General features: G+C 64.7%; 12 protein-coding genes. 8 read left to right on the forward strand and 4 right to left on the reverse strand.

The window, feature by feature from the left end:
- Positions 1-25: 25 nt before the first annotated feature.
- The 7 genes from bcsA (at position 26) to ku (QTL95_RS22775) (ending at position 10,723) form a co-directional block, all read left to right on the forward strand.
- Positions 26-2,215, forward strand: a complete 2,190-nt coding sequence (gene bcsA, locus QTL95_RS22745) for a UDP-forming cellulose synthase catalytic subunit (protein ID WP_289722159.1) — start codon at positions 26-28, stop codon at positions 2,213-2,215.
- Positions 2,215-4,824 carry a cellulose biosynthesis cyclic di-GMP-binding regulatory protein BcsB gene (locus QTL95_RS22750; RefSeq protein ID WP_289722160.1) on the forward strand — a complete coding sequence of 870 codons (2,610 nt, stop codon included), beginning with the start codon at positions 2,215-2,217 and terminating at the stop codon, positions 4,822-4,824. The genes bcsA and QTL95_RS22750 overlap by 1 nt, the downstream gene beginning before the upstream one ends.
- Positions 4,821-5,870: a glycosyl hydrolase family 8 gene (locus QTL95_RS22755; RefSeq protein WP_289722161.1), complete on the forward strand. Its 1,050-nt coding sequence runs from the start codon at positions 4,821-4,823 to the stop codon at positions 5,868-5,870. The genes QTL95_RS22750 and QTL95_RS22755 overlap by 4 nt, the downstream gene beginning before the upstream one ends.
- Positions 5,867-8,200, forward strand: coding sequence for a tetratricopeptide repeat protein (locus QTL95_RS22760; RefSeq protein ID WP_289722162.1), 2,334 nt, complete (start codon positions 5,867-5,869; stop codon positions 8,198-8,200). The genes QTL95_RS22755 and QTL95_RS22760 overlap by 4 nt, the downstream gene beginning before the upstream one ends.
- A gap of 86 nt (positions 8,201-8,286) precedes the next feature.
- On the forward strand, positions 8,287-8,706 hold the full coding sequence (locus tag QTL95_RS22765; RefSeq protein WP_289722163.1) for a hypothetical protein: 420 nt from the start codon (positions 8,287-8,289) through the stop codon (positions 8,704-8,706).
- A gap of 119 nt (positions 8,707-8,825) precedes the next feature.
- Positions 8,826-9,833 (forward strand): DNA topoisomerase IB, encoded by a 1,008-nt coding sequence (locus QTL95_RS22770; RefSeq protein WP_289722447.1) that lies wholly within the window; start codon positions 8,826-8,828, stop codon positions 9,831-9,833.
- A gap of 80 nt (positions 9,834-9,913) precedes the next feature.
- Positions 9,914-10,723 carry a non-homologous end joining protein Ku gene (ku, locus tag QTL95_RS22775; protein WP_289722164.1) on the forward strand — a complete coding sequence of 270 codons (810 nt, stop codon included), beginning with the start codon at positions 9,914-9,916 and terminating at the stop codon, positions 10,721-10,723.
- Positions 10,724-10,730: 7 nt separating this feature from the next.
- Here ku (QTL95_RS22775) and ligD read toward each other — a convergent pair whose 3' ends face one another.
- The 4 genes from ligD to QTL95_RS22795 all read right to left on the reverse strand — a co-directional run bounded on the left by ligD (position 10,731) and on the right by QTL95_RS22795 (position 15,499).
- The gene (gene ligD, locus QTL95_RS22780; protein WP_289722165.1) at positions 10,731-13,265 is read right to left on the reverse strand and encodes a DNA ligase D; all 2,535 of its coding nucleotides are present in this window, start codon (positions 13,263-13,265) and stop codon (positions 10,731-10,733) included.
- Positions 13,266-13,267: 2 nt separating this feature from the next.
- Positions 13,268-14,113: a non-homologous end joining protein Ku gene (ku, locus tag QTL95_RS22785; RefSeq protein ID WP_289722166.1), complete on the reverse strand. Its 846-nt coding sequence runs from the start codon at positions 14,111-14,113 to the stop codon at positions 13,268-13,270.
- 12 nt (positions 14,114-14,125) lie between these two features.
- Entirely contained in the window at positions 14,126-14,389 is a 264-nt protein-coding gene (locus QTL95_RS22790) for a hypothetical protein (RefSeq protein WP_289722167.1), read from the reverse strand.
- A 96-nt stretch (positions 14,390-14,485) separates the two neighbouring features.
- Positions 14,486-15,499, reverse strand: a complete 1,014-nt coding sequence (locus QTL95_RS22795) for a substrate-binding domain-containing protein (RefSeq protein ID WP_289722168.1) — start codon at positions 15,497-15,499, stop codon at positions 14,486-14,488.
- 308 nt (positions 15,500-15,807) lie between these two features.
- Here QTL95_RS22795 and QTL95_RS22800 point away from each other — a divergent pair, with 308 nt between their 5' ends.
- A complete protein-coding gene (locus QTL95_RS22800) occupies positions 15,808-17,073 on the forward strand; it encodes an ABC transporter substrate-binding protein (RefSeq protein ID WP_289722169.1) in 1,266 nt (421 codons plus the stop codon).
- The last annotated feature ends 53 nt before the right edge of the window (positions 17,074-17,126 follow it).

Raw genomic sequence — 17,126 nt, forward strand, 5'->3', positions numbered from 1 at the left:
TTGAAGGACCTTCGAAGGAACGCCGATGCATAAAGCCCGCAGCATCATCATATGGGCAATCGTCACGATCTGCATCGTGGTGCTGATCACCCTGCCGGTGAACCTGCAGACGCAGCTCATCGCCAGCATCACCGTCGTCGCCTTCATGGCCATCATCAAGGGTCTGAAGGGAGAAGGCATCTGGCGCCTCGTGGCGCTCGCCTTCGGAACGTCGATCGTGCTGCGCTATGTCTACTGGCGCACGACCAACACGCTGCCCCCGGTCAACCAGCTCGAAAACTTCATTCCCGGCCTGCTGCTCTACCTCGCGGAAATGTACAGCGTCGCCATGCTGGCGCTCAGCCTGTTCATCGTCGCGACGCCACTGCCGCCGCGCCCCTCGCGCGCCGCCAAGCTCGAGCGCTTCCCGCATGTCGATGTATTCGTGCCCTCCTACAACGAGGATTCGCACCTGCTCGCCAACACGCTCGCAGCGGCGAAAGCGATGGACTATCCCGCCGACAAGCTGCATGTGTGGCTGCTCGACGATGGCGGCACGCTGCAGAAGCGCAATTCCAACAAGCTCTTGGAAGCCCAGGCCGCTGTCGCCCGCCACAACGAGCTGAAGCAGCTCTGCGAGGATCTCGATGTCCACTACCTCACCCGCGAGCGCAACGAGCACGCAAAGGCCGGCAACCTCAACAACGGCATGGCGCATTCGACCGGCGAGCTCATCGCCGTCTTCGACGCCGACCACGCGCCTGCGCGCGACTTCCTGAAGGAAACCGTCGGTTATTTCGACGACGATCCCAAGCTCTTCCTTGTCCAGACGCCGCACTTCTTTATCAATCCCGATCCGCTGGAGCGCAACCTCAGAACCTTCGACAAGATGCCGAGCGAGAACGAGATGTTCTACGGCATCATCCAGCGTGGGCTCGACAAGTGGAACGCCGCCTTCTTCTGCGGCTCGGCCGCGGTGCTGAGCCGCAAGGCGCTGGAATCGCAACAGGGCTTCAGCGGCATCAGCATCACCGAGGATTGCGAAACCGCGCTGGCGCTGCACGGCAGCGGCTGGAACTCCATCTATGTCGACAAGCCGCTGATCGCCGGCCTGCAGCCCGCCACCTTCGCCAGCTTCATCGGCCAGCGTAGCCGCTGGGCGCAGGGCATGATGCAGATCCTGCGTTTCCGCTTCCCGCTCTTGAAGGGCGGCCTGACGCTACCGCAGCGCTTCTGCTACATGTCGTCGACGCTCTTCTGGCTCTTCCCCTTCCCGCGCACGATCTTCCTCTTCGCGCCGCTCTTCTACCTGTTCTTCGATCTCGAGATCTTCACGGCATCGGGCGGCGAGTTCCTCGCCTATACGCTGGCCTACATGCTGGTGAACCTGATGATGCAGAACTACCTCTACGGTTCGTTCCGCTGGCCGTGGATCTCCGAGCTCTACGAATATGTGCAGACCGTGCACCTGCTCCCAGCGGTCGTCTCGGTCATGCTCAATCCGCGCAAGCCCACCTTCAAGGTCACAGCCAAGGATGAATCGATCGCCGTCAGCCGCCTGTCGGAAATCAGCCGTCCCTTCTTCGTGATCTTCGCGGTGCAATTGATCGCGCTCGCCGTCACCATCTTCCGCATCTACACCGAGCCCTACAAGGCAGACGTGACGCTGGTGGTCGGCGGCTGGAACGTCATCAACCTGATCATGGCCGGCTGCGCGCTGGGTGTCGTTTCCGAGCGCGGCGAACGCGCCTCCTCTCGCCGCGTGCGCGTCAACCGCCGCTGCGAATTCGGCGTCAACGGCAAGTGGCACACCGCATCGATCGAGGACGTCTCGGTTCACGGCGCGCGGCTGCATATCTCCAACAAGCTGCTCGACCCGATGGTCGTCGGCGCCGAGGGCGAGATCCGCTTCCGGCCCTATAGCGGCGCCGAGGTGGAGACCCTGCCGCTCATCATCCGCAACATCCAGCCAACAGGCGAAATCCTCACCGTCGGCTGCCAGTACATTCCGAAAAGCGCCCTCGATCACCGCCTGATCGCCGACCTGATGTTCGCCAATTCCGATCAGTGGACGCAGTTCCAGCAGGGTCGCCGCCACAATCCGGGCCTCATCCGGGGCACGATCTGGTTCCTCGGCCTGGCGCTCTACCAGACGAGCCGCGGCCTGGTGTACTTCTTCCGCAGCATGCGCCCCGAGCGCGAGCAGCAACAGCAGACGGCGAAGGCGGCCAACTGATGAGGACGTTGATCACCGCCTCCGCTCTTCTTCTCAGTGCCTCGGTCATCGCCTATGCGCAGACGGCGCCCTTCGACATGTCGGGAGAACGGCCCGCCGGCGCGCAGCCGATGACCCCTCGCCTGACGCTACCCTCCACGGCTCCGACGTCCGTGACGCCTGCCGCGCCCGTAACTCAACCCGCGCCGCCGGCCGCATCGGTCGCGCCCGCTGCTCCGCAGACACCCTCCGCGCCGGCGCAGCCAGCCGCGCCCGCGGCAACTCCGCCCTTCTATGCCGATCCGGCAAAAACACCGCAGCAGCCGCAGGCTCAACCGCAGCCGGCCGCCACGGCCCAGCCGGCGCCCGTCACCATCCCGCCCGCCGTCGTCCCCGCCACCGCGGCACCGGCGCAACAGCCATCCCCTTCGGCGCCTCCCGTCCAGCGCCCGGCGACCGCGCCGGCCAATGCCAATGCCAATGCCGATACCGTCATCCGCTACATCGTCCCCTTCGCCAAGCTCGGCCTCGATGGCGAGTATGACCGCAAATCCTGGTCGGTGTACCTGACGCCGGAACAGGCCGCGGCGCCCGCGAAATTCAATTTCGCCTACCAGAACGACATCGTCGTCGCGCCGGAATCCTCCAAGCTCTCGATCATGGTCAACAACCGGGTGATCGGCGAACAGCCGATCGGCTCGCCCGATGCGCAGTCGGACATATCCTTCAACATTCCGCCCGGCCTGCTGCAGCCAGGGGCGAACCTCGTCACCTTCGAGGCGAGCCATCGTCACCGCACGGATTGCACCGTCGATTCCACTTACGAGCTGTGGTCCGACATCGATCCCGCCAAGACCTATCTGAGCTTTGCCGGCCGCGACGCCGCCAAGCTGTCGAGCACCGACGCGATCCGTGCCATCGGCGTCGACGGCGCCGGCAAGACGCAGTTCAATTTCGTCGTGCCTGCCATGGAGCAGCCTGGCACCACCAAGCCGCTGATGCGCCTGGCGCAGGGCCTAGCGGTCCTGAGCGGCATGCCGAACCAGACCTTTTCCTTCACCGCCGACAGCCTGCCGCCCTCGGGCCCTGGCAAGATGGCCGTGGTCATCGGCACCCCGGCCGAACTGCAGCCGCTCTTCGCCGTGCCCGTCGCGGCGCAGACGGCGCCGCTCGCGACCTTCGTCACCGACCCGCGTTCCGGCTCGCCGATCCTCCTGATCAGCGGCCCCACCTGGCCCTCGATCGCCTCGGCGATCGACACCATCGTCTCGACCACCGACCGCGCCGTCAGCGTTCGCCGCGACACGATCGCCACCGACCGCTGGTCGGCACCGGATGCGCCGCTGCTCTTCTCGGATACGAGCATCGCCTTCTCGCAGCTCGGCGTGAAGACGACCGAATTCTCCGGCCGCCGTTTCCGCACCGGTTTCAACCTTGCCGTACCCGCCGATTTCTACGCCAATGCCTATGGCGAGGCCACGATCCTTCTCGACGCCGCCTTCACCGAAAGCGTCCAGCCGGGCAGCCACATCGACGTCTACGTCAACGGCAACATCGCTTCCACCGTGCCGATCACCTCGACCGGCGGCGGCATCTACCGGCATCTGCCGATCCGCGTGACGATGCGCCATTTCAAGCCCGGCCTGAACGCGATCGCGCTGGAAGCGATCCTGCGCACCAAGGAGGACGATGTCTGCGTGCCTGGCACGAATGCCGGCGGCACCCCGCGCTTCGCGCTGTTCGATACCAGCGAATTCCACATGCCCGACTTCGCCCGCATCGGCCAGCGCCCGAACCTGGCCGCCCTTGCCGGCACCGGCTACCCCTTCAACCGCAGCGCGGAACCGACCCCGCTCTTCATCGACCGCGCCGATGCCGATACACTCTCGGCCGCTGCGACGGTGCTGGCGCAGATGGCCATGGTCGCGGGCCGCCCGCTCGACCTCGAGCCCTCCGCCTCGCCGAGCGCGATCGGCCAGCGCGACGCGATCTTTATCGGCTCGATCTCGCAGATGCCGGCCGCCGTGCTGTCTCAGCTGAACATCGCCACCACGAGCCAGGCCGCCTGGCGCCCCGCCTCCGCGGTACAGCCGACGCCCGATGACGGACGCGCCACCTTCGACGAATGGCGCTCCAAGGTCAGCGGCGGCGTCTGGCGCGGCCAGATCACCTCGTTCCAGGAATGGCTGCGGCGCAACTTCGACATATCGATGAGCTCGCTGCAGTTCATTCCCGGCGCCGAGGCACTTTTCACGCCGTCGAGCACCAACAGCTTCATGATCGCGCAGGGAACGAGCTCTTCGGGCGAATCGTCCTGGACCGTCATCACCGCGCCGTCGTCGAAGGACCTGCGCGAGGGCGCAGAAGCAATGACTAGCCAGCAGAACTGGCCGGAGATCGCCGGCCACGTCACGACCTATTCCGGCAAGACCGGCAAGATCGACACCGTCCCGGTTACCCGCTTCGACTTCGTCGAATCGCAGACGTCGACGCTCGCCAACTATCGCCTGATCGCCGCCAACTGGCTATCGACCAACATCCTGTCCTACGCCGTCCTGCTCGTCATTCTCTCGCTGCTGATCGGCCTGACGACATCGCGCATGCTGGCCAGGCTGGGGCGCAAGGCATGAGGCGCTGGCGCACATGGCTGGCGGCCGGCGGTCTGGCGCTGGCCGCACTCTGCCAGCCGGCAGCGGCGCAGCGCGCCGCCGTCGATCCCGACGCCTGGACAGCCTACAAGGCGAAATTCCTCGATCCCAGCGGCCGCATCGTCGACAATGCCAATGACGGCATCAGCCACAGTGAGGGCCAGGGTTACGGCCTGCTCCTCGCCTACCTTGCCAACAGCCCCGCCGATTTCGAGCAGATCTGGTACTTCACCCGCACGGAGCTGCTGCTGCGCGACGACGGCCTCGCCGTCTGGAAATGGAACCCGTCGACCACGCCGCACGTCACCGACGCCAACAACGCCACCGACGGCGACATGCTGATCGCCTATGCGCTGGCGCTCGCCGGATCGGCCTGGAACAAGCCCGATTATGTCGAGGCGGGTGCAGCGATGGCACGCGCCCTTCTCGCGCATGGCGTCGTCAACTGGGGCGGCCGCACGATCCTCTTGCCGGGTGGAGAAGGCTTCGACGCCAAGGCGCGGCCCGACGGCCCGGTCATCAACCCTTCCTACTGGATCTTCGAGGCGATCCCGGTCATGGCGCTGCTTGCGCCATCAGACATGTGGCAGAAGCTCTCCGACGACGGCCTGGCACTCATCCGCTCCATGCAGTTCGGACCGCGCAAGCTGCCGGCCGATTGGGTGAGCATTCATCGCCAGCCGGAGCCGGCGAAGGGCTTCGACGCCGAATTCGGCTACAACGCCATCCGCATCCCGCTCTACCTCGCCCGCGCGGGAGTTTCGGACAAGGATCTGCTGCTACGATTGCAGCAGGGAATGACAGCGGCGGGCGGGATTCCCGCCACCATCGACCTGACGACCGGGCAGCCGAAGCAACTGCTCGACGACCCCGGTTATCGAATTGTTAACTATGTTGTGGCCTGTGTAACCGAAGGAATGAAGCTTCCTGCATCGTCCCGGCAGTTCACGCCGTCGCTCTACTATCCGTCAACTCTCCAGCTGTTGGGGTTGGCCTTCGTCGCGGAGAAACATCCGGAGTGTCTGTGAAATCGTCCTTTGTTGCAGTCTCGGTCGCAGTCGTGGTGGCGGGTGTCGTCGTCGCCATGAAGGACCGTGCCGCGATACAGGAGGCACTCGGCATCGGCTCTTCCGACCACCAGATTCCGCAGCTCATGCTCATGGGCCGCATCAGCGGACCGGACAACGCTCCGGTCAAGCCGCCGATCGACGTGCAGTCGGTAGCGCAGCAGATCCAGGCGGCCGCGCCGGCATCCACCCTGCCCGACGAACCGCCGCAGCCTGCGCCGGCAGCCGACCAACAATCCGAAACACCCGAAGTCGTCGCCCAGGCGCGCCAGCAGCAGCCACCGCCCGCGCAGGCCGCACCCGAGCAGAAGGTCGATGAAAGCGCGTTGCGCTACTTCGCCGGCCGTGGCGACAAGGCGCGCCTGCAAGCCGAAATCTCTCGCCTGCAGGCGCTCTATCCGAACTGGACGCCGCCGGCCGATCCGCTGGCAATCCCGCAGGGTGGCGACAAGCAGCTCGAGGCGATGTGGCAGCTCTATTCCGAAGGTCGCTACGCCGAACTGCGCAAGGCGATCGCCGACCGCCAGGCGACAGGCTGGCAGCCGCCCGCCGACCTGCTCGACCGTCTCGACGTCGCCGAAGCCCGCTCGCGGCTGGTCAACGCCTCAGACCTCAAGCAATACGCCACCGTCGTCCAGATCGGAGCGGAAACGCCGAGCCTGCTCACCTGCAGCGACATCGATATTCTCTGGCGCGTAGCGGAAGCCTTCGCCCGCACCGACCGCGTGCCGCGCGCCCAGGCCGCCTATGTCTACATCCTGAAGAACTGCACCAATCCGCAGGAACGCCTCGCGACCATGCAGAAGGCTTCGGGCCTGCTCGCCTATGGCCCGATGCAGGAGCTGATGGCGCTGGAGCGTCCCGACGGCAATGGCGGTCGCGAATTCGACCCCATCCGCAACGATCTCGCCCGCAGCTTCGTCGCCGCCGGCGACGACGATGCCGATCTTGCCGTCTCGCCCGAATACATCACCCAGGTCCAGCGCCTGGCCGAGACCCAGAACCTGCCGTCCGACAATCTGCTGCTCGGCTGGTACGACCTTCGCCGCGAAAACTGGCCGGAGGCAGAGAAGTGGTTCCGCGCCGCCCGCGCCAAGGAAGATTCTACCAGCGCCTCGCAGGGGCTCACGCTGGTGCTGATCGCGCAGAAGAAATATCCCGAGGCCGAGGACATCATGTACAAGTGGCGCGACTCCTCAAAGGACGCGACCGCCACCTATCTCGCCGCCACCGCCAACCTCATGGCGATGCAGCCTCCCGCCAGCATGAGCGAGGACGTGCTGGCCCGCATGGCCGCCGAGATCATCGCCCAGAAATACGTGCCCACCGCCCAGCAGTTCGGTTGGTACGCCCGTTCCCTCAACCAGCCGCAGACGGCGGCGCGCTGGTTCGAGACGGCGCTGCGCTGGAAGCCGGATGACGAGCCGTCCGCCTATGGCCTGGCGATCACCCGCGCCCAGCTGAACGACCGACGCGGCGTCGCCGAGGTGCAACGCCTGTGGGCCGGGCGCTCCGAGCGCATCGCCAATCTCGGCGAGACGAATGTCTCGATCACACAGAACCGGGCACCGCTCCCCTCGCCGACGGGCGAGCCCGTGCAGCAGGCGCCGATCGCTCAGGAGACCGCGGCCGGCCAGTACGCGCCCACCATGGCGGCTCCCGCCGCCGCTGCCGCGCCGCGGGAGGTCAGCACCCCCGCCAGCGCCGAATACGTTCGCCCGGCCCCGATCCAGGCGGCGGCCCCGCGCCGCGCCGCGCGCCCGCAGACACGCGGCTGCTCGACAACCGTCAATGCCCAGCTCCTCAATCCCGACGACGCGCTGACCCGCGGCTGGTGCCTGATGGACCTCAACCGCCCGATGGAAGCAGCCGACGCCTTCCAGGCGGCGCTGAACAGCCCGACCCGCAAGACCCGCGAAGACGCCGCCTACGGCCAGAGCCTCGCGTATCTGCGCGCCGGCCTCTCCAACAATGCCGCCGTCGCCGCCACCAAGGCGCCGCAGACCCGCCAGCGCGCCGCCGAGCTGCAGGTCTCGATCCTCGCCAACCGCGCGCTCGCCGCCTTCGACGCCAAGCGCTACCGCGAAGCCCTGATCTTTCTCGACCAGCGCGCCCAGCTGCAGCAGGAGCGCATCGATTTGATGGTTCTGAGGGGCTATGCCTACCTCAATCTCAAGATGTACGGCGATGCCGAGCGCATCTTCAACGCCGCCGCAGCCACCGGCAGCAAAGACGCCAACCGCGGCCTCGCCGACGTCAAGGCCGCGACGCATCCGGACTCCGTGGACTGAGCCTAGCGCACCGTGCGAGCTTCGATAGCAAAAAATTAAAACGGAAAGCGCTAGGCTGCCTCGATATCTCTTGAGGTGGTTTCAACATGCGTCGCTCATTGCCGTTCATAATCGCGCTTGCCGCAACCTCCTCCGTCGCCTTCGCGGGCACGTCCGGTCCTGACGTCGGATTGACGTCGAAACTGACGTCATGCGTCGGCAAGTTCGCGGCGGCTGTTCCCTATGAGAGCTACGTTCCGGGTCAGCAGCAATCGCGCGCGGATGCCGCTCTCGCATTGAGGAAGCTGCTGCCATCGGACGCCACAGCCGACATGTCGGTCTACATCGCCGCCGTCAACGACGCCAAGGCAAGCTATGAGCCGGAACTCGTCCGCGATCCGATGAACACGACGAGGATCATCCGCGCGCTGATGGAAGAGTGCAACGCCTACGCAACCCAGGCGCTCAAGTCGAGAAGCGTGCCGAACCAGCGCGTGGCAACGGGCGAGACCGCCAACAACCAGTGATGCAGGTGCGGCCCGGAACCTAAGCCCGGCTCCGACGTTCTTCGCTCACTGTGGATCAGAGAGCAAATTACAAAAGAGAACCCGAGACCTCGATCGCGACCGCATCCGCGGGCGAGAGTCTGGTATTCGTACCCAGCCTCGACGAGGGCATCACCCGTCGCGAGGGCAAGAATGGCTTTCTCTATTACGATGCCGACGGCAAGCGCCTGACCGACAGCGCCGAGATCGACCGCATCAACGCGCTCGCCATCCCGCCCGCCTATACCGACGTGCTGATCTCCGCCGACCCTCGCTCGCACCTGCAGGCGACCGGTCGCGACGCGCGCGGGCGCAAACAGTACCGCTATCACCCCGAATGGACGGCCGAGCGCGGCCGCACCAAGTTCGAGCGGCTGGCCGAGTTCGCCGAAGCCCTTCCCGCCATCCGCCAGAAGGTCGACAAGGATTTGCGGCTGCGCTCGCCGACCATGGACAAGGCGCTGGCAACGGTGGTCTGGCTGCTAGACAACCTCTTCATCCGCGTCGGCAATGCCGCCTATGCCGAGGAGAACCGTTCCTACGGTCTGACCACGCTGCGCAACCGTCACGTCAGGATCACGGGATCGAACGTGCATTTCCGGTTCAAGGGCAAATCCGGCAAGGAGTGGCGCCTCAGCCACGGCGACCGCCGCATCACCCGCGCCATCCGCATGCTGCAGGAACTGCCGGGACAGCAGCTGTTCCAGTATGTCGACGAAGACGGCGATTGCCATCCGATCCGCTCGCAGGACGTCAACGCCTATATCAAGCAGGCGACCGGCGACGACTTCACCTCGCGCCAGTTCCGCACCTGGGGCGCGACGCGCATGGCGGCGACGGCGCTTGCGGCGCAGGAGCCGATGGAAAGCATCCGCGCCCGCAAGATCCAGGTCAACGAGGTTATCGACGCCGTCGCGGCACGCCTCGTCAACACCCGCGCCGTCTGCCGCTCCTCTTATATCCATCCCGAGGTTTTCGAGGATTTCGAGAGCGGCGACCTCGCCGCCATCGCCCGCATGCGCCCGAGCCGCAGCAGGAAGCTAGGCCAGTGGATGGAGCAGGACGAGATCGCCGTGATGCGCTGGCTGCAGCGGACGAACGGCGATTGATCGTCCGCGCTCCGCCGGAACGAAATCGCCCTTCGCCCGTTATCGCCGGATAGCCGGACTTTGCTTTTTGAGAGGGCCAGATGGCACGTCAGACCTATTGGAAGGGCTACCTCAAGCTTTCGCTCGTTACAGCCGCCGTGTCGCTGACGCCCGCGACCACGGAAAGCAACCAGCTGCGCTTCCATGTGCTCAACCGCAAGACAAAGAACCGCGTCGAAAGCCGCTATCTCGACAGTGTCACCCACAAGCCCATATCAGCCAAGGACCAGGCCAAGGGCTATCCGCGCGGCGAGGACGACTATGTCGTGCTGGAGGACGAGGAGCTCGACGAGGTCGGCTTGGAGAGCACCCGCACCATCGACATCGACACCTTCGTGCCGCGCGGCTCGATCGACTGGATCTGGTACGACAAGCCGCATTTTCTCGCCCCCGAGGACAAGGTCGGCATCGAGGCCTTCTGCGTCATCCGCGAGGCGATGAAGGCGAGCGACGTCGTCGGCATCGCGCGTCTGGTGCTCTACCGCCGCGAGCGCGCCGTTCTGCTGCAGCCGCAGGGCAAGGGCATCATCCTCTGGACGCTGCATTTCGGCGACGAGGTCCGCCAGCCGGTCGCAGCACTCGACAGCCACCAGAAGGTGGATTCGACCGTCGTCGGGCTGATGAACAAGCTGGTCAAGGACCGCACCGAGGACTGGAAGCCCTCCATGGTTCAGGACCCGATCCAGAAGCGTCTCAGGGCGATGATCAAGGCCAAGCAGAAGAGCCTGCCGAAGCCGACACCGTCGACCAAGCGCGCACCGGTGAAATCGACAGGCAACGTCGTCAACATGATGGACGCCCTGAAGAAGAGCCTCGCCAAGGAAACCGGCGGCCGGCCGAAGTCGCACTAGAGACGGCTTATTTCTTCCGCTTCTGCAACGGTGCCGCCGCGTCGAAAAAATCCGCCCAGGGATCGCTCTTCAGGCTCTCTAGCCTGAGCGGCGCATTGTCGATGGTGAAATAGGCCGGGCCGATCTCCTCGGTCAGCTCCTCCCAGGCAAGCGGCATCGAAACGGCCGCACCCGGACGGGCCCGCGTCGAATAGGCGGCGACCGCCGTATTGCCGCGGCCGTTCCTGAGATAGTCGATGAAGATCTTGCCCGTCCGTTTCGCCTTGGTGGCCGTGGCGAGGTACTTCTCCGGCTGATCCGCCGACATGTCGTCGGCCAGCGATTTCGCGAAGGCCTTCGCCTCCGCCCACCCGGCCTTGGGGGCGAGCGGGGTCACCACATGCAGCCCCTTGCCGCCTGAGGTCTTGACGAAGGCCGCGAGCCCCGCGGCCTCGATGCGCTCCTTCAGCTCCCGTGCCGCCGCGATGATCTCGGTCCAGGCGACGCCCTCGGCGGGATCGAGGTCCATGGTGATCATATCAGGCTTCTCCCAAGCGTCGGTGGTGGCGCCCCAGGGGTGGATCTCCAAGACCGCCGATTGCACCAGCGCGACGAGACCGTCGAAATCGGAAATCCTCAGAAGCTTCTCGCCGCCCTTGTCCTTGGGATCGGTGATCTCCTCGATATGCGCGTTCATGCCCTTCCAGGCGTGTTTCTGGAAGAAACGCTGGTGGCCGTCGATGCCGTCGGGGCAGCGCAGCAGGGCGAGCGGCCGCTTGACGACATAGGGCTCGATGAACCGCCACACCTGCGCGTAGTAGCCCGCAAGTCCCTCCTTGGTGACACCCTCGTCGGGCCAGTAGATCCGATCGGGATGCGTCAGCTTCACGCTGGTCTGCGGCAGTTGCTGTTTTTCCATCTTGCCCGTCTCGCGCACGACCTTTTCGGCCGGCTTGTCCTCGCGCAATCCCCTGAAGGCGGCGTGGCGAAGATTGCCGTCGGCCGACATTGCCTGATACTCCACCTCGGCGACAAGCCTCGGCTCCACATAGACGAGACCGCGCCGCTCGACCGATGTCAGCGTGTCATCGAAAGGGCTGTCCTTGCGCTCCATCTCCGAAAGCCGTTCGTAGAGCATCTGCGCGGTGGCGACGGTATAGCCCGTCCCCACCCGGCCGACATGCTTGAGCTTGCCGCCGCTGTAATACCCCATGGCCAGCGAGCCGATCGCATTCTTGGTCGCGGTGGATGGCACATAGCCGCCGATGACGAATTCCTGGCGGTTGGAGCACTTCGACTTTATCCAGTCGCCGTTGCGACCGGAGCTGTAGGTGCTGCTGCCGAGCTTCGAGATGATCCCTTCGAGGCCGAGCTGGCAGGCGTGGTTGAGCACGACCGCGCCCCTCTCCTCGAAGTGCGCGCTGTAGCGCAGCCTGCCCTCCTCGCCCGTGATCACCGTCTGAAGCAACGCCTTGCGGTCGATCAGCGCCGCCTGCCTGAGGTCGTGCCCGTCGAGATAGAGGAGATCGAAGGCATAGAACACGAAGCGATCGCTGCGCCCCTCGCTGAGATCGTTCTGCAGCGCCGAGAAATCCGAAGCGCCGGTCTCCCGCTCGACGGCGATCTCGCCATCGATGACGGCGGCGCGAACGCCGAGGCCGGCGAAAGCGCCGACGATCTCCTTGCCGAACTTCTCCGTCCAGTCGAGGCCGCTGCGCGTCAGCATCGCCACCTTGCCGTCTTCGATCCTCACCTGCAGCCGGTAACCGTCGAACTTGATCTCGTGGATCCATTCCTCGCCTGCAGGCGGCTTGGTCTTCAGCTTGGCGAGCTGCGGCTCGATGAAATCGGGCATCGCGGCTTCCTGCGCCCCATCAGGCCATGTCCGCTTGCGCGGCCTCGCCGTCTTGGGCGCGGCCTTGTTCGCCGGTTTCGCGTCCGCAGCAGGCTTCGCATCGCCTTTCGGCCTGGATTGCCAGGTCGCGTCCGGGTTCTTCGCGACATCCTCGATGCGGCGCCCGGTCTTGGCTGATTCGGGCATGAGCTCGAGGATATCGCCCTTGTGCCGGGCCTCCTCGTCCTCCGCCTTTATCAGCAGCCAGTTCTCGCGCTTCTCGCCCGGCTTGCCGTGCATCCTGACCAGATGCCAGCGGCCCTTCAGCTTCTCGCCATCGAGATCGAATTCGAGGTGGCCCTTCTTGTAGGCCTTGTGGACATCGCCGTGCGGCGCCCAGGTCCCTCGGTCCCAGACGATGACGGTGCCGCCGCCATACTGGCCCTTCGGGATGATGCCTTCGAAATCGCCATAGTCGAGCGGATGGTCCTCGACATGCACCGCAAGCCGCTTCTCGTCGGGATCGAGGCTCGGCCCACGCGTCACCGCCCAGCTTTTCAATACCCCGTCCATCTCCAGGCGAAAATCGTAATGCAGCCGCGTCGCGTCGTGCTTCTGGATCACGAAGCTCAGCGCATTGCTGCCTGCAGCCTCGGTGGCGCGGCGCCCGCCACGCGGCTCCGGCGTCAGCTTGAAATTGCGCTTGGCCTGATAGGTCTCGAGCGCCATGGTCAGCTCGCCTTCTTGGCGCCCCGACCGGCGCTGGCGGACGTCTTGGCACCCTTTGCCGCCTTAGCGCCGCCGCTAAGCTTGGCGCTCTGCCGCAGCGCTTCCATCAGATCGATCACCTTGCCTTCGGGCTTCGGCTTCTTCTTCGGCGGCGCCTTGCCCTCGATCTTCGCCTTCACCAGTTCCGCCAGCGCGATCTCGTAGCGGTCCTCGTATTCCTGCGGATTGAAGCTTCCCTTCTTGGTGCCGATGATATGCCCTGCGAGCTCGATCATCTCCTTGTCGAACTTCATGTCGGGAATGTCCTTGAACACGGTATCGGCGTTGCGCACCTCGTAGTCGAAGTTGAGCGTGGTCGCGATCACGTGGTCGTCCTGCGGCCGGATCAGCACGGTGCGGTTCTTGCGAAACAGCACCGCCTCCGCGATCGCCGCCACCTTCTGCTTGCGCATCGCCTCCATGATCACGACAAGCGCCTCCGCGTCGTCATCGGTAACGGGCGCCAGATGATAGGGCTTGTCGAAGTAGAGCATGTTGATCTCGTCATAGGGCACGAAGTTCTGGACGTTCAGAACCTTGTCGCTCTCGGGCATCAGCCCGGCGATCTCGTCGCCCTCGATCATGATGTAATCGCCACTGTCGAGCTGATAGCCCTTCACCTGGTCGTCGCGATCCACCGGCTTTCCCGTTTCGCTGTCCACGAAGGCGCGCTCGACGCGGTGGCCGGTCTTGCGGTTGATGATGTTGAAGGAGATGCGATCGGAGGCGGAGATCGCGGTATAAAGCCCCACGGCACACACGAGGTCACCCACCTTCAGGTGCCCCTTCCAGCTTGCCCTCGCTGCCATGATCCGCTCCCGTCAGTTGCTGTTTTGAGGTTTCCTGTGCCGCTTGTCGATCGCGATGATCTCTTCGATGGAGGCGATATCGTCGCTGGTGACGACAGGCACCGGATCGGCGGCGATCGCCTGCAGCACCTCCCGGGAAATCTCGCCGTTGCGGATCACCCATTCCAGCGTCTCGCGGGTCTCGCGCTCGGCCTTCAGCTGCGCGTAGAGCGCCACGATCAGCCGATCGCGGCCATCCATCCCGTTTTCCTGCTTGATTTTCCTCATTTGAGCCATCGCGTCCGCCCAATCCGTGAACCAGCCGAATCAACCTGTCAGACGCGGAAAAGTTCCGCCAATGCAGGCAAAGCCGCGATTTTCTGAAAGTCGCTGTTAGCGCATCGGCCCGGTCGACTCGCGAAGGATCAGCTCCACCGGCCAGAGCTCGTGAATTTCGCTCGCCGATCGCCCTGCCAGGAGTTGCAGGACGAGATCGGCGCAACGCGTTCCGGCCGCACGCATGGAGGAACGCGTCGCCGACAGCGACGGCGCCATGTTGTCGGCGCTGAGATAGGGAAACACGTCGTCATGGGCGATGACGGACACGTCCCGCCCCACCTGCAGCCCCAGCGACCGCGCTGCGCGGTAGACCCCGAGCGCCGTCATCATCGAGCCCGCGACGATCGCCGTCGGCGGGTTCGGCTGCTCGAGGAACGAGCGCGCAAAGCGGAAGCCGAGCTCGTCGGTAAAATTGCCACTGGCGACCAGCTCCGGATCGAACTCGATCCCGCGCACCTGAAGCGCATTGCGATAGCCGTTGTCGCGGTGCAGCGCATAGGTCGCGCCCGGCCGCCCGTTGATCATCGCGATCCTCGTGTGACCGAGGTCCATCAGGTGCGAGGTCGCCCGCCGCACCGCACCTTCGTTGTCGATGTCGAGCCAGGCATGCGGCACGTCGATATCGGATCGGCCATGCACGAGAAACGGCATTCCGAGCTTGTGTAGCAGCGCGATGCGCTCGTCGTTGGGCCGCGGCGAATGCATGATGATCGCATCGACGCGGCGACTTTCCACCAGCCGGCGATAGAGCTGCATCTCCTCCTCGTAGTTGGCATCGGCGAGCGGAATGACGAGGATGTCGGTATCCTCGCCCACCAGCTGCTCGGCCATGCCGGCCATGAACTCGGCGAAGTGGAACTCGCCGGCGCGTCCCATGACCACGCCGATCGCCCCCACCCGCCCGGTCTTAAGCCTGACAGCGTTAACATTGGGGCGATAGCCGAGCCGCACCGCCTCCTCCGCCACCCGGGCGCGGGTGATCTCACTGACCTCGGGATAGCCGCTCAACGCGCGACTGACGGTCGTCGGCGACAGCCCAAGCTGCTTTGCGAACTCTTTAAGCTTCATGCCCAGCCACGTCTTTCGATCCCCGCGATTCCCCTAACCTAGCGAGGCTTGGCCCGATGATCCAGCCGATCGCCGACAACTAGCCAAATCGATTTCAATTTTCTATATCGCAATATGCCAGCGTAAGTCTTTCTCCACATGCAAAAATTGCATCATCCGCATGATATCATTCCAGAATCGCTGACCGCGCCTATCGACGATTGTTCATAAAGTGACCCGCTTGACTTGCCGTAGCGCATCTGACAGTTTTTCGAAACCAAATCGTTTTCAAATTGGAAGGCGCAATGGTTCTTTTTGGGAGGAAGATCATGAAGTTTCGTCTTACGGCCGCCGTCGTCGCGGCCGCACTCGTTGGCACGGCCCTGCCGTCGCTCGCCGCCAACATCAGCATATCTGCAAGCTCCACCGGCAAAAACCTGGACCTGTTCCGCAAGCAGCTCGACGAGTTCGAGAAGGCGACCGGCAACAAGGTCAGCATCGTCACCATGCCGTCCTCGTCCACCGAGCAGTTCTCGCAGTACCGCCTGTGGCTCGCCGCCGGCAATAAGGACGTCGACGTCTACCAGACCGACGTCATCTGGGCGCCGCAACTGGCCGACCAGTTCCTCGACCTGAAGGACGCCGCCAAGGACGTCGTGGGCGATTTCTTCCCCTCGATCATCCAGTCGCAGACCGTCAATGGCCGCCTCGTCGCCATGCCGCTCTATACCGACGCGCCGGCCCTCTTCTACCGCAAGGACCTGCTCGAAAAATACGGCAAGCAGCCGCCGAAGACCTGGGACGAAATGGCGGCCACCGCCAAGGAAATTCAGGACAAGGAGCGCGAAGCCGGCCAGAAGGACCTTTGGGGCTACGTCTTCCAGGGCAACGCCTATGAAGGCCTGACCTGCAACGCGCTGGAATGGATCAAGTCCTCCGGCGGCGGCCAGATCATCGAAACCGACGGCACCATCTCGATCAACAACGAGAAGGCCGCGGCCGCCATCGAGCGCGCCAAGGGCTGGGTCGGCACCATTTCGCCGGGTGGCGTGCTTGCCTACCAGGAAGAAGAATCGCGCGGCGTCTGGCAGACCGGCAACGCCGTCTTCATGCGCAACTGGCCCTACGCCTACGCGCTCGGCAACGGCCCCGACAGCGCCGTCAAGGGCAAGTTCGACGTGGCTCCGCTCCCGGCAGCAACCGACGGTGACAAGCCCTCCTCGGCGCTCGGCGGCTGGAACCTCGCCGTCTCCAAATACTCGCAGAACCCCGAGGTAGCGATCGAACTCGTCAAGTTCCTGGCGTCGAAGGATAGCCAGAAGCAGCGCGCCATCGAGCTCTCCAACCTGCCGACGCTGTCGGCGCTCTACGACGACAAGGACATCGCTGCCGCGGCCCCCTTCATGCCGGCCTGGAAGCCGATCTTCGAAAGCGCCGTGCCACGCCCCTCGGCCTCGGCCAAGGTCAAGTACAACGAGGTCTCCGCCAAGTTCTGGACCGCCGTCCACAACACGCTGTCGGGCAATGGCACGGCCGCTGAAAACCTCGAGCTTCTCGAAGCCGACCTGACGTCGCTCAAGGGCGACAACTGGTAATCCATCGACGCGCCGGCGGCGGCCCCTCCGCTGCCGGCGCTCCGAAGGGTGCC

This window comes from Rhizobium sp. S152 (assembly GCF_030380735.1).
In the GTDB taxonomy this organism is placed as follows: Bacteria; Pseudomonadota; Alphaproteobacteria; order Rhizobiales; family Rhizobiaceae; genus Rhizobium.

What these genes read in the sequence shown, in the direction of transcription:
- bcsA (WP_289722159.1), top strand. Translation starts at nt 26, where the DNA reads ATGCATAAAGCCCGCAGCATCATCATATGGGCAATCGTCACGATCTGC.
- QTL95_RS22750 (WP_289722160.1), top strand. Translation starts at nt 2,215, where the DNA reads ATGAGGACGTTGATCACCGCCTCCGCTCTTCTTCTCAGTGCCTCGGTC.
- QTL95_RS22755 (WP_289722161.1), top strand. Translation starts at nt 4,821, where the DNA reads ATGAGGCGCTGGCGCACATGGCTGGCGGCCGGCGGTCTGGCGCTGGCC.
- QTL95_RS22765 (WP_289722163.1), top strand. Translation starts at nt 8,287, where the DNA reads ATGCGTCGCTCATTGCCGTTCATAATCGCGCTTGCCGCAACCTCCTCC.
- ku (WP_289722164.1), top strand. Translation starts at nt 9,914, where the DNA reads ATGGCACGTCAGACCTATTGGAAGGGCTACCTCAAGCTTTCGCTCGTT.
- ligD (WP_289722165.1), bottom strand. Translation starts at nt 13,265, where the DNA reads ATGGCGCTCGAGACCTATCAGGCCAAGCGCAATTTCAAGCTGACGCCG.
- ku (WP_289722166.1), bottom strand. Translation starts at nt 14,113, where the DNA reads ATGGCAGCGAGGGCAAGCTGGAAGGGGCACCTGAAGGTGGGTGACCTC.
- QTL95_RS22790 (WP_289722167.1), bottom strand. Translation starts at nt 14,389, where the DNA reads ATGGCTCAAATGAGGAAAATCAAGCAGGAAAACGGGATGGATGGCCGC.
- QTL95_RS22795 (WP_289722168.1), bottom strand. Translation starts at nt 15,499, where the DNA reads ATGAAGCTTAAAGAGTTCGCAAAGCAGCTTGGGCTGTCGCCGACGACC.
- QTL95_RS22800 (WP_289722169.1), top strand. Translation starts at nt 15,808, where the DNA reads ATGAAGTTTCGTCTTACGGCCGCCGTCGTCGCGGCCGCACTCGTTGGC.